Annotated in this window: 11 protein-coding genes; 3 read left to right on the top strand and 8 right to left on the bottom strand. The window is 39.6% G+C overall.

Annotated elements, in window-relative coordinates; translation table 11 throughout:
* Positions 1-32 precede the first annotated feature (32 nt).
* The 5 genes from MKY51_RS12520 to MKY51_RS12540 all read right to left on the bottom strand — a co-directional run bounded on the left by MKY51_RS12520 (position 33) and on the right by MKY51_RS12540 (position 6792).
* Positions 33-989 carry an acetyl-CoA carboxylase carboxyltransferase subunit alpha gene (locus MKY51_RS12520; RefSeq protein ID WP_339172560.1) on the bottom strand — a complete coding sequence of 319 codons (957 nt, stop codon included), beginning with the start codon at positions 987-989 and terminating at the stop codon, positions 33-35.
* A complete protein-coding gene (gene accD, locus MKY51_RS12525; RefSeq protein ID WP_339172562.1) occupies positions 982-1854 on the bottom strand; it encodes an acetyl-CoA carboxylase, carboxyltransferase subunit beta in 873 nt (290 codons plus the stop codon). Before accD ends, MKY51_RS12520 begins: the two co-directional genes overlap by 8 nt.
* A gap of 26 nt (positions 1855-1880) precedes the next feature.
* Positions 1881-2516: a GntR family transcriptional regulator gene (locus tag MKY51_RS12530; protein WP_339172565.1), complete on the bottom strand. Its 636-nt coding sequence runs from the start codon at positions 2514-2516 to the stop codon at positions 1881-1883.
* A gap of 237 nt (positions 2517-2753) precedes the next feature.
* The gene (gene dnaE, locus MKY51_RS12535; protein ID WP_339172568.1) at positions 2754-5828 is read right to left on the bottom strand and encodes a DNA polymerase III subunit alpha; all 3075 of its coding nucleotides are present in this window, start codon (positions 5826-5828) and stop codon (positions 2754-2756) included.
* A gap of 19 nt (positions 5829-5847) precedes the next feature.
* Positions 5848-6792 carry a bifunctional oligoribonuclease/PAP phosphatase NrnA gene (locus MKY51_RS12540; RefSeq protein WP_339172571.1) on the bottom strand — a complete coding sequence of 315 codons (945 nt, stop codon included), beginning with the start codon at positions 6790-6792 and terminating at the stop codon, positions 5848-5850.
* Positions 6793-6884: 92 nt separating this feature from the next.
* Between MKY51_RS12540 and MKY51_RS12545 the strand changes: the two genes are divergently transcribed.
* The gene (locus MKY51_RS12545) at positions 6885-7196 is read left to right on the top strand and encodes a YtpI family protein (RefSeq protein ID WP_339172574.1); all 312 of its coding nucleotides are present in this window, start codon (positions 6885-6887) and stop codon (positions 7194-7196) included.
* Positions 7197-7242: 46 nt separating this feature from the next.
* On the opposite strand, the gene MKY51_RS12550 is transcribed toward MKY51_RS12545, so the two are convergent.
* Positions 7243-8550, bottom strand: coding sequence for a DRTGG domain-containing protein (locus MKY51_RS12550; RefSeq protein WP_339172577.1), 1308 nt, complete (start codon positions 8548-8550; stop codon positions 7243-7245).
* A gap of 214 nt (positions 8551-8764) precedes the next feature.
* Positions 8765-9445, bottom strand: a complete 681-nt coding sequence (locus MKY51_RS12555) for a metal-dependent hydrolase (protein WP_339172579.1) — start codon at positions 9443-9445, stop codon at positions 8765-8767.
* Positions 9446-9562: 117 nt separating this feature from the next.
* Here MKY51_RS12555 and MKY51_RS12560 point away from each other — a divergent pair, with 117 nt between their 5' ends.
* Together MKY51_RS12560 and MKY51_RS12565 are read left to right on the top strand one after the other, a co-directional pair.
* Positions 9563-10651: a Xaa-Pro peptidase family protein gene (locus MKY51_RS12560; RefSeq protein WP_339172582.1), complete on the top strand. Its 1089-nt coding sequence runs from the start codon at positions 9563-9565 to the stop codon at positions 10649-10651.
* Positions 10652-10856: 205 nt separating this feature from the next.
* Complete coding sequence (locus tag MKY51_RS12565; protein WP_339172585.1) at positions 10857-11492, top strand: 5,10-methylene tetrahydromethanopterin reductase; 636 nt, start codon at positions 10857-10859, stop codon at positions 11490-11492.
* 269 nt (positions 11493-11761) lie between these two features.
* Here MKY51_RS12565 and ald read toward each other — a convergent pair whose 3' ends face one another.
* Positions 11762-12895 (bottom strand): alanine dehydrogenase, encoded by a 1134-nt coding sequence (gene ald / locus MKY51_RS12570; protein WP_339172589.1) that lies wholly within the window; start codon positions 12893-12895, stop codon positions 11762-11764.
* Positions 12896-13194: the final 299 nt, after the last annotated feature.

Genomic DNA, 13194 nt, shown 5'->3' on the forward strand with positions numbered 1-13194 from the left:
TCTTCGAAGTATACTACTGTTATAAAACAAGCTTATTGTTCTATATACTGTCCAATATTTTTAAATTTCATATAACGATTTTCAACTAATTGATCTGGGTTTTCGTTATTTAATTCATCTAAAATAGTTGTAAGATATTCTTTCATAAAAATCGCCTGCTGTTCAATATCCTTATGGGCACCACCGGCAACTTCCGGGATAATCCCATCAATCACTTTAAGCTGTTTTAGATCAAGGGCTGTAATTTTCATTGCTTCCGCTGCTTCTTTAGCATAGCTTGCATCTTTCCATAAAATTGATGCAGCGCCTTCAGGAGAAATTACTGAATACGTCGAGTTTTCAAGCATCAGAATCTTATTTGCAACCCCAAGTGCAAGTGCACCACCACTTCCACCTTCACCAATTACAATACTAACAATCGGTACCCGAATTCCGGCCATTTCAAACAAATTCCGGGCAATCGCTTCACTTTGACCGCGTTCTTCAGCTGCTTTACCAGGATACGCACCTTTCGTATCGATAAAGCAAATAATCGGGCGTTTGAATTTCTCTGCCTGTTTCATTAACCGCAACGCCTTCCGGTATCCTTCAGGATGTGGCATACCAAAATTGCGGCGGATATTTTCCTTAGTTGTTTTCCCGCGCTGATGGCCAATTATCGTAATCGGCTGACCATTGAATGAGGCAATCCCGCCGACAATCGCTGCATCATCTTTAAATGTACGATCCCCATGCACTTCGATAAAATCTTCAAAAATACGTTCAATATATTCAAGTGTTGTTGGACGATCCGCATGACGGGCTACTTGCACACGGTGCCAAGGCTCCATATTTGCATAAACGCTTTTTTCAAGTTCCTGTAAGCGAGTTTCCAGCTTGTCAATTTCCCCAGTCATATCTACATCCGCTTCCGTGGCAATTGTTTTCAGCTCTACAATTTTTTCACGAAGTTTTACAACCGGTTCTTCAAATGCCATTAATTTAGACATGCGATACGCCCCCCTGTACATGCAGCTTAACGATTGTTGCAATTTTATCGCGCATTTCTGTCCGGTTAAAAATTGCATCAAGCTGTCCATGATCTAATAAAAATTCTGCTGTCTGGAAATCATCCGGTAACTTTTCACGTACCGTTTGTTCTATTACACGACGTCCCGCAAATCCAATCAGACTTTGAGGCTCCGCAATATTATAATCGCCGATCGATGCAAAACTTGCGGATACACCACCAGTAGTCGGATGCGTCAAAATTGAAATATAGAGTAAGCCTTCCTCGCTATGGCGTTTTAAAGCAACACTCGTTTTTGCCATTTGCATTAATGACAATACCCCTTCTTGCATTCGCGCACCGCCACTTGCCGTAAAGATAATGAACGGCACTCTCAATTCTGTTGCCTTTTCTACAGCACGTGTAATTTTTTCACCTACAACCGAACCCATTGACCCCATACGGAAGTGCGAATCCATCACTGCAACAACGACCTGCATCCCTTTTAATGCACCGACACCTGTTAATACCGCTTCGTTCAGCCCTGTCTTCTTCATATCCGCTTCCACTTTTTCCACATAGGCAGGGAAGTTTAACGGATTTGTAGTTTGTAAATGATCGTCCATTGAAACAAAAGAACCTTCATCTAAAAAACAGGCAATTCTTTCATTGGCATTCAACGTAAAATGATGTTGGCATTTTGCGCATACTTTTAAGTTCTTCTCGAGTTCCTTTGTGACATGAATTGTTTTACATTTAGGACATTTTGTCACGATGCCTTCCGGAAAAGATTTTTCATCTTCTTTTCTAGTAATATTATCAGTATTTTTTTTACGACTAATTGTAAATAAATCACGAATCGCCATCGTAATCCCCCTTTATCTTTACATAATCATCCTTTAATAATGACCATCCAATTTTCATATGATTCAATTGCTTCATGTAAATAACCCATTTGCAATGAAGCAAGCATTGTTTTCAATTCCATTTTCTCTTCTTCTGTAATTTCATGTGCCAATAAATTATTGCTGAATGAAACAAGCTGGAGCCAAATTTTTAATGCAAGACGGTTACCTGAAACGATCATACATTCGCGAAGAATGTCTTCTCGTTTTAGCTCCTGTTCAAGCTCTACCTTTGCAAAAAAGCTCTGCCAAATCGGTAATGCCCTTAAATTATCCGACTGACAAATAATTCGAATCGCTTCTTTTTCATGCATTTGTCTTGTCGCATGTACATCCGCGATTGACTTTTCGTCCTGTAAAATAAATGACCCGACAATTTCCACAAACTGATGGTGCTGCATACTCGCCAAGTATGTACCACCGCCATGCCTTGTTTCGATTAAACCAAGAAGCTCCAGACTGCGCAGGGCCTCCCGAACCGAAGACCTGCCTACTTGCAGTTGCTCGCTTAACATTCTCTCTGAAGGAAGCTTCTGCCCTTCTTGAATATTTTGTTCTGCAATTAAATCATGTAATTGCTTCACAATTTGAATAAACATCTTTTTTGCGGGCTTATCTTCCACATTTTTCACCTCACCGTGACGAACGCTTTTCATTTATCAATAAAAGTGGTCAGACCAGTTGCTAAAGTAAGAATACAAAATGTTTTTCACATTGTAAAGAGAAAATATAAAACTTATATTTTATATATAATAAAATTTGCGAATATATAACTAGATTTACGTTTTTTCGATAAATTTAGATGAACCTATATAAAAAGAGCGCCTCTAAAGCTATTAGAAGGCGCTCTTTAATACTATTTATTTTATAATAATCTGCTTCACTTTTATTTGTTGCTTATTGAATCGATGCTCGTAAAAGCCTTCGATATAAAGCAGTCCCTCTTCCCTGATTTTCCCGACAACTTGCTCATATTCTTTCGGAAATACTGTTAAAGAAACCGCTCCAAACTCATCTTCCATTTGTACAAATGCCATCAGTTCACCGCGTTTTGTGCGAAGCTGGCGCATTTCCCGAACTTGACCGATCATCTTTACGAATGTATTGTCTTTAAGCTGCGCCAAAGTCTGAACTGTTGCCGTAACTTCCGGAAAATGGCTTCGAATTTTAACAATCGGATGATCTGATAAATAAAAACCGAGTACATCCTTTTCAAACTGAAGTTTTATTTTTTCGGGCATTGGGGACGTTTCACTATACTTCGGTTTGCCAAATGCGAGCAATGCCCCTTCAAACAAGTCATCCCCGCCCGGTCGTACGAAATCGGCCTGTTTTTGTGCACCTTCAATTGTAGCGAGTAATGTTGCACGATCTTTGCCGAACTCATCAAGTGCTCCAGCTTTAATGAGCGGTTCGATAATTTTCCTGTTGAAATTCGCTGTCGTCAACGTCACCGCCAAATCAAATATTGAATCAAACGGCTTTTGTCTTTCTTCCCGCGCAATTAACAGTTTTTGCATAAATGGCTGCGGTACTCCTTTAATCGCAGACAGACTAAATCGAATTTTCCCGCTTTCCACTTTAAAGTGACGCATACTTCGATTAACCGACGGCGGTAATATTTCGATTCCCCTTGCTTTTGCCTCCATTATAGTTTGGGCAAGCTTTTCCGGATTACCTGTCGCATTTGTCAGGAGCGCAGCATAAAAATTGACCGGATAATTGGCTTTTAAGTATGCCATCTGGTAGGAGATGACACTATAGGCAACGGCATGGCTTTTCGGGAAGCCATAATCGGCAAACCGTACGATTAATGCATACACTTCTTCTGCTGCCTGCTGGGTATAGCCTTTTGACAGAGCACCTTTTACGAAGGATGCCCGCTGCTGTTCTAGTACATCCCGCTTCTTTTTACTCACAGCACGACGGAGCAAATCAGCCTGTCCAAAAGAAAAGCCCGCCATCACATTTGCAATGCGCATAATTTGTTCCTGATAAATAATAACACCGTACGTCTCTTCCAAAATCGGCGTTAAATGCGGATGTGGCATAATGACCTGCTCTTTTTTATGCTTTCTTCTTGCATACATCGGGATAAATTCCATCGGACCTGGTCGATATAATGCATTGACCGCCACAATATCTAAAAAATGAGTCGGTTTAATTTCACGGAGTGCATTTTTCATTCCATCCGATTCAAGCTGGAAAATACCATTTGTATCACCATTTTGTAATAGTTCGAATGTTTCTTCATCATTGAATGGAATTTGATTAAAATTGATTTGCGTATTATGGGTAAACTGTATCGACTTTCTTATTTGTTCTAGTATCGTCAAATTACGGAGTCCCAAAAAGTCAATTTTCAACAGCCCGTTTTGCTCCACTTCCTGCATCGGCCACTGTGTTAAAAATATTCCGTCATGTCCTTCTTCAATTGGTACGACATCCACTAATGGAACAGGACTCAATACGACCCCTGCTGCATGTGTAGAAGCATTCCTTGGGAGTCCTTCCAAACGAAGGGATGTTTGAAACCATTTTTGGCGTATTGGCTCTGCTGTAACCCATGCCCTTAAGTTTTCCGACATTGCATAGGCTTCCTTCAGTGTAATGCCGTGCTTATTCGGTATCAGCTTAGATATCATTTCCAGTGCTTCGCTTTCGAAGTTAAACATACGGGCAACATCACGGGCAACCGCTTTTGCAGATAGTGTACCGAACGTAATAATTTGTGCGACATATTGTTTGCCGTATTTTTTTGCAACATACTGAATAACTTCATGCCGTCTCGTATCTAAAAAGTCGATATCAATATCCGGCAAAGTAATACGTTCCGGATTTAAAAAACGTTCAAACAGTAAATCATATTGCAATGGGTCCACCTGTGTAATCTCGAGTGCAAATGCGACAAGTGAAGATGCGGAAGAACCACGGCCAGGACCTGTTAATATTTGTGATTCCCGTGCAAAACGCATGAAATCGGCAACTATGAGAAAATAATCCGAATAGCCCATCGATTGAATAACATGAAGTTCATAGTTCACCCGTTCAACATAGTGAGTGGGCAATGTAGGCATATTTAATCGTCGCTGTAAACCGTTCACCACTTGCTGCTGCAGCAAGCTCTCTGCCGTTTCCCCTTCTCCAACCGGAAATTTCGGCATATACACATTGTTTGTGTTGATTTCGATTTGACAGCTTAGTAATAGCATTTCCATTTGTATGAGCCATTGCTTTTGATCATGAAACTTTTGCTGCCACTGTTCTGCTGTCAGTAAATGATTTCCCTGTTTATTGCTTTTTACAGCATCACTCAGTTTTACACCGGTGTGGATGGCTTGTGCCACTTCATAGGCAAAAAAGTCCTCTTCATTGAAAAATAGACTTTCATGAGTTGCCACAATCGGCAGAGCATTTTTTTCTGCGAGCTGCACTGCTGAACTTTCCAAATCTGCTGTGTCGGATAAACGCGAAATCCCGATATATACTTCATGCGGATAGGCCTTCATAATTTCTTTCAATAATGATTCTGCATCCTGCTGAAGCCATATTGCCTGCTGTTCGAGAACAGGGATCATAAAAGCAATTCCTTTTCCATATGCAAGCAGCCATCTTAATGGAATCGTCTGCTCTGGTCGAATGGATATACTGCTGGAAATTTTCAACAAATTACGATAACCTTCGTTTGTTTTTGCATATAAAACAAGCGGCAACGATTGATCTTCCGTCAATTCGAGCTGAATCGTCAACCCTACTACCGGATGAATACCGGCCCTTTTCATTTCAAACCAAAAAGGCAAAAGACCGTACAATTTCGTATTAACAATTGCACAGCTTTTTGCCTTTTGCTGATGTAAAAAAGGGATGAGCTCTTCGATACGAATTGTACTTTTCAATAAATCTGCACTTGTCCGTACTTGTGGATATACAGTCACCCGTCATCCCTCCATCATATTATTTATATTCACTGCAAATGACCTTTAAATCTTCAATTACTTGATCTGCCTCTTCCCATGAATAAGCTGTAGCACCAGATGCCAGCGGATGCCCGCCGCCATTATATTTTTTCGCCAGGCCGTTGATAACCGGACCTTTCGAGCGGATGCGAACGCGAATTGTATCATTGTCCTCGATGAACATCACCCATGCACGGATATTCTTTACATTGCCCAATGAACTGACTAATAGGGATGTTTCAGAAGGAGTAGCATCAAATTGCTTTAAAATATCTGCAGGCAATTTAATCGATGCCGCGCCGTGCTCATCCATTTCAAAATGCTGGTATATATAACCTTGAAGATTTAATAGCTTGCGTTCCATTTCGTACATACCATCAAATACTTCATTTCGGTCGAAATTATATTGTACAAGGTGTCCTGCTGTTTCAAATGTTTTCGGACCCGCACTTGGGTATAAGAATCGCCCAGTATCACCGACAATTCCCGCAAATAACAGGCGTGCCGCTTCATCGGACATCTTCCAGTCTGCATACGCTTTGCCTTCTTCATAAAGGTCATAGATCATTTCACTGCATGAACTAGCATCCGTATCCACCCATAATAAATCACCATAAGCATCATCATTCGGATGGTGGTCGATTTTAATAAGAAAATCGCCGTTTACATAGCGCTGATCATCAATACGCTCGGTATTCGCAGTATCAGTCACAATGACCAGTGCATTTTTAAACTGTGCATCTTCAACTTGCTGAGGAGATGCCATGAATGATAATGAATCATCATGCTCACCAACCGTGTAAACCGCCTTTTCCGGATAATTTGCCCGAATCAACTCTGCCAGCCCAATTTGTGAGCCGTACGCATCTGGGTCTGGCCGTACATGGCGATGCAGTACAATTGTTTCATATTGTTTAATTTTGTCAATAATTTGACGTTTCAATACATTTCCTCCTCGTGCATATTGAATACCTATATCATTTTCTATTAAAAATCGTTACAATATTTAGTAGTTTGGCTATTAGGAGGTTCAATATGGTCTATTTAAATTTTCTGTTTGTTGCCTGTATTATAGCATCACTAGTATTTTATTTTTATTTCAAAACAAAGCAGTTCCGTTCGACATTACCAATCCGTCGTAAATGGTATACTGCAAAAGCCGGAGTTGCGCTTGCCGCATTTCTCATCTTCTTTGGTCTGAATGCAACGATTCTGTATCCGGATATTCTCGGGTTTGCCGTTGCAGCTATTTTCCTTATCATTGGTGCAGGTTTAGGTGTGAATAACTATAAACGCATGCAGCATGAAGGGCGATACATAAAAGAGGAATACGAACTAAACAGGTAAAAGAACGGGGTCAGTTGAAAGTGATTACTTTCAGCATGACCCTTTTTTAGCGTTCTAATAGTTGGAATGTCATCATCGCTTTTCCTACAAGATTTGTCGCACTGTATACTTCAAAATCCATTTTCACGAACTTACGGGACATGTCCAAAATTCTTGGACGGACGGTTAAAACACTTTCCATCTGAACAGGTTTGATAAAATAAATATTCATATTCTCAACAACTGCTTCCCCGCGCTTACGACGCTTCAATGCAAATGCACCGACTTCGGATAACAGGATTGTAAAAGCACCGTATGAAATTGCACCAAACTGGTTTGTCATTTGTGGTGTAACCGTAAATTCCACTTCAATATCTTCTTCACCCATGACGCGCATTTCATTTTTCACTAAATCATCGATCGTCTCTCCGTGCTGAGGCTGGCGCTGCGCTAACTGGATCGCCTTCAAAACATCCTGGCGACTAATAACCCCTTTTAATAACCCTTCCTCATCAATGACAGGGAGCAAGTCGATTCCTTCCCAAATCATTCGGTGACCTGCTGAAGCGACACTCGTTTTCATCGAAGCAGCAATCGGGTTCTTTGTCATTACTTTATCAATCGGTTCCGATTCTTCTTTCCCGATTACGTCCTTGCTCGTAATCATCCCGACTAGTCTGTTTTGGCCTGTAACTACAGGAAAGGCTCCATGTGTCGTACGACGGTTCTGTCTATGGAAATCTGCAATCGTATCATTATTTTTTAATACTGCTGTATCTTCCATTGGCACGTATACATCTTCAATCAATAAAATATCTTTTTTAATTAGCTGGTCATAGATGGCACGGTTGATCATCGTTGCCACTGTAAACGTATCATATGTTGTCGAAATAATCGGTAAATCCACTTCATCTGCCAGCTCTTTGTTGGATTCAGTTGTATCAAAACCACCTGTAATCAATACAGCAGCCCCTGTTTTCAATGCGTATTCATGTGCCTGTGTACGGTTACCGACAATGAGCAGGCTCCCTGCATCAGTATAGCGCATCATATCATCAAGCTTCATCGCACCAATTACAAATTTCGTCAATGTTTTATGGAGACCTGTCTTTCCTCCTAAAACTTGACCATCTATAATATTTACAATTTCCGCAAATGTTAAGCGTTCAATATTTTCTTTCTTTTTCTTTTCAATTCGAATCGTACCTACACGTTCGATTGAGCTTACAAGACGTCGGTTTTCAGCTTCTTTAATCGCTCGGTAAGCTGTCCCTTCACTCACTTGCATTTCCTTTGCAATTTGACGAACCGAAATTTTATCGCCAACTGGTAGTGATTCAATGTATTGTAAAATCTTCTCGTGTTTCGTTGACAATTACATCACCTATTTCTCATCATTCATTTATGTCTTTAGTGTACCATATTTAAACAGCGCAATTATAGTATTTTCAATACATATACCCGTATAATTGCTTATAAATGTATGAAAAAGCGATAGGTTTAAATAAGACAAACTGCCCAACAAAATAGTTTGTTGGGCAGTTTAAGTTATGCAAGAATTATATAATTGTTTGGTTACCAGAATGAGATTAGAATTTCACAAACTCCCCTGGTTTCAATACTTGAACTTCTGCGTCTTCAACAAGTTTCGTAAAGTCTGCCGGATCTTGTTCAATTGGCGGGAATGTGTTGTAGTGGACAGGCACGACAATTTTTGGTTTCAGTAACGAAACAGCATATGCTGCATCTTCAGGTCCCATTGTAAAGTTGTCGCCAATCGGTAAAAATGCGATATCAATCGGATGACGTTTTCCGATCAACTCCATATCTCCGAATAATGCCGTATCACCAGCATGGTAAATTGTTTTACCTTCAGCTGTAAATAAAATTCCGGCCGGCATTCCCATATAGATGATTTCGTTGTTTTCCGTTACATAGGAAGATCCGTGGAACGCCTGTGTAAATTTCACTTTCCCGAATTCAAATTGGCGTGCACCACCAATATGCATGTTGTGGACTCTGCAACCTTGCCAGCCTAAATAGTCTGCAAGTTCATTTGGTGCAACGACAAGTGCATCATGTTTTTTTGCTAATTCTACTGTATCACCAACATGATCATTATGTCCGTGCGTCAATAAAATGACATCCGGTTTTTCATTTTCAACCTTTAAGTCTGTTTGTCCATTTCCATTAATGAAAGGGTCAATTAAAATCGTAGTCCCATTTGTCACGATTTTTACTACGGAATGTCCGTGAAATGAAATCTGCATATAACATACCTCCTAAAATAACCTTCCCTGTATCATTCGATATTTATGCATAATTCTCCTTTTTTTGATATGCTTATACCGCGAATTCATTAATTGAATAACAAAGGAGTTTATACAATGTCGAAATTAAAACAATTACAAAATCATCTAAATGAAAATGGTTGGGATGCTGCTTTTATTACAACACCTGACAATGTCTTTTACTTTTCCGGTTTTAGAAGTGAGCCACATGAGCGTTTACTTGGCGTGATGGTATTCAAGGATGCAGAACCGTTTTTAATTTGCCCGAAGATGGAAATGCCTGATGCAGTAGCTGCAGGATGGACTTTCGATGTTGTCGGACATGAAGATACTGAAAATGCCTGGGATGTTGTTGCAAAAAATGTAGCTGCTCGCAATGTTTCATTCGACACATTGGCGATTGAGAAATCTCATTTAACGGTTGAGCGTTTAGAAGCAATTCAGGAACGTTATGAGCATTTAAAATTTGCTGGAATCGATGAAAAAATTAACGCGCTTCGTATTTCAAAAGATGAAGCGGAACTTGAAAAATTACGTAAAGCTGCAGAATTAGCGGACTACGCAATTCAAGTTGGCTGTGATGCCATTGCAGAAGGCGTAACAGAAATGGAAGTATTGAATACAATCGAATCAGCCATTAAAGCAAAAGGCTATGCGATGAGCTTCGATACGATGGTTTTAGCTGGAGAAAAAGCCGCTTCTCCTCATGGGACACCAGGAAACCGAAAAATAAAAAAAGGTGACTTAATCCTGTTCGACCTAGGCGTTATTTACGAAGGGTATTGTTCAGATATTACGCGAACAGTTGCATTCGGTCAGCCAAATGACGAGCAAATTGAAATTTATAATGCTGTCCGCCGTGCAAACGAGGCTGCGATTGAAGCAGTTAAACCTGGTGTCCGTGCAATGGACTTGGATAAAATTGCGCGTGATGTCATTACAGATGCAGGTTACGGCCAATACTTCACACACCGTTTAGGTCACGGTCTTGGTATTTCTGTTCATGAATTCCCATCGATCAACGGTGCCAACGAATTTGTTCTAAATGAAGGAGCAGTATTTACAATCGAACCTGGTGTTTATAAAACGGATGCTGCTGGCGTTCGTATCGAAGACGATGTAGTCGTTACAAAAGATGGTGTTGAAGTACTTACATCATTCACGAAAGAACTTGTAATTTTATAATATATTAGTTTATTTGATTGTATAGATACTATTAAATTTGCATAAACTAAGCGAGCAGTCCCTTTTATTAGGGTTGCTCGCTTTTTAATTTTTATAGACAACTCAACAAATTACTCACTTTACAATTTTTAACTTGTTTTCTAATAGCAAAAATGAGGAATAGACCATTAATTACTCAAAAATAACCGAAAGGAAGTGGTGCATTATGAAAAGATGGTCAATTACTACGTTACTTATAATTGTGCTTACACTATTGCCAATAAGTCAAATTGAATGGAATACGGAAGCCGAAGCAAGTCAAACAAGCAAGGTAAATAATGAAGTCATTTTAAAAAGTGCATCACCGAATAAAGCAGTAAAAGAAAAAAACCCTGTCTCGAATACTGGTTTTATGCCAAAAGTAAACCGCACTTATACGTATAAACCATCATTTGAGGATGCCGGTCCTAAAACATATACCGCTTCAAAAAATGAATCGATTGAAAACTCGGTAGAATTATTGGAAGATGACTATATCGGATATACGTATATTGAAGATGAGCAGCAGCTTGCCTTAGGTGTTGCCTACTCAGATCTATTTTTCTTTTCATTAAGCTATCCAATGAAAGAAAAGACAACTATTACCGATACGGATTATTTATATGATGGTACTACGGAAACAACACAAGTGTATGTTGAAAGCACAAGTGCAACAGTTAAAACAAAAGCAGGTACATTCCAAAATGTAGTTGTATTAAAATATCCAAACGGCATGAAATTGTACCTGGCAAAAGATTACGGTATTATCCGTATTACCGACTTTGAAGGTACTATTACAACAGAATTAATCTCGGTAAAATAAAATAAAAGGCCGGGATATAACCCAAAAAGCGCTATTTTTCTCAGAGAAAAATAGCGCTTTTTTTTGCTGAGCGTTAAAATTGATTTCCATTCCGGGACGCTTTCCGCGGGCGTGGCCTGAGCCTGTAGTCTCAGGCGTCACGCTATTCCCGCAGGAGTCGCCCTCCATTCCAATCAATTTTGCAATATATCCATTTCTTAATAAAAGCATTCCTCTTATTTAACAATAATTCTACTTATGTTCATGCCTCTTTTGCTGTTAACTATTGATTAATTTAATCCTGTCAGTGCACCTAATACATCTTCTACTTCCGCAAATTCAAGCCCTTGTGCGTCTGCTACTGCACGGTATACAACTTTACCGTCCAATGTATTAACACCGCGCTTTAATGCAAGATTGTCCAGACATGCACGTAAAAAGCCTTTATTGGCAATCTGTAATGCATAAGGAACCGTATTGTTTGTTAATGCGATCGTTGATGTACGTGGAACCGCACCTGGCATATTTGCAACAGTATAGTGTACAACACCATGTTTAACAAAAGTAGGATTGTCATGTGTTGTTACTTTTTCTGATGTTTCAAAACAGCCGCCTTGGTCAATCGCAATATCAACAACAACAGATCCAGGTGACATTGATTGAATCATTTCTTCCGTCACTAATTTAGGTGCCTTCGCTCCTGGAATAAGTACCGAACCAATTACTAAATCAGCAGAACGAACAGCATCCGCAATATTATACGGATTTGAAATCAATGTTTGAACATCACGTCCGAATAAATCATCAAGCTGACGTAATCTTTCAGGGTTCAAATCGATGATCGTAACATCCGCTCCCATGCCGACTGCTACTTTGGCTGCATTTGTCCCCGCAATACCGCCGCCGATTACCGTTACTTTACTGCGTGGAACACCTGATACTCCACCAAGCAAGATACCTTTTCCGCCCGGCAGTTTTTCTAAATAATGTGCGCCGATTTGTGTTGACATCTTCCCTGCCACTTCACTCATCGGTGTTAATAATGGTAAAGAACCGTTTGGTAATTGCACAGTTTCATAGGCGATACCGATTACGCGGTTTTCAAGTAAAGCTTTAGTCAGTTCAGGCTCCGGTGCTAAATGTAAATACGTAAATAATATTAATCCTTCACGGAAATACTTGTATTCACTTTGCACAGGTTCTTTTACTTTTAAAACCATTTCTCCTGCCCATGCTTCAGCTGCTGTTTGTACAATTTGGGCACCAGCTTCAATATAGTCCTGATCCGTAAATGCAGAACCTAATCCTGCACCTGTTTCAATGTATACTTCATGGCCATTTGCGATTAAAGACAACACCCCTGCCGGTGTCATCGCAACTCGATTTTCGTTGTTCTTTATTTCTTTCGGTACCCCAATTTTCACCATAATTCCTCCCTTTAACAATCACTTAGAAATATGCTTAACATAAATCAAATCCATTTTACCAATTTTACCAGCAAATTAGTAGAGGATTTTGAATGTAAATTCTATTCAGAAAAGTGAAGGGGCAATAATATCTTGGGACTGTAGAGATTGTACAATTATTTTGCGTAGAAAAATATTTTATAATAGTAAAAACTATTATTTCCTCTATACAAATTTGTGACTATTTCATGGAAGTTATTGTTTTCCACCTATATTTCAGCGCAGGAATTATGTCCTTTGAAAAATTATTTGGTATA

Source organism: Solibacillus sp. FSL R5-0691, assembly GCF_037974225.1.
In the GTDB taxonomy this organism is placed as follows: Bacteria; Bacillota; Bacilli; order Bacillales_A; family Planococcaceae; genus Solibacillus.

What these genes read in the sequence shown, in the direction of transcription:
- MKY51_RS12520 (WP_339172560.1), bottom strand. Translation starts at nt 989, where the DNA reads ATGTCTAAATTAATGGCATTTGAAGAACCGGTTGTAAAACTTCGTGAA.
- accD (WP_339172562.1), bottom strand. Translation starts at nt 1,854, where the DNA reads ATGGCGATTCGTGATTTATTTACAATTAGTCGTAAAAAAAATACTGAT.
- MKY51_RS12545 (WP_339172574.1), top strand. Translation starts at nt 6,885, where the DNA reads ATGGTCTATTTAAATTTTCTGTTTGTTGCCTGTATTATAGCATCACTA.
- MKY51_RS12555 (WP_339172579.1), bottom strand. Translation starts at nt 9,445, where the DNA reads ATGCAGATTTCATTTCACGGACATTCCGTAGTAAAAATCGTGACAAAT.
- MKY51_RS12560 (WP_339172582.1), top strand. Translation starts at nt 9,563, where the DNA reads ATGTCGAAATTAAAACAATTACAAAATCATCTAAATGAAAATGGTTGG.
- MKY51_RS12565 (WP_339172585.1), top strand. Translation starts at nt 10,857, where the DNA reads ATGAAAAGATGGTCAATTACTACGTTACTTATAATTGTGCTTACACTA.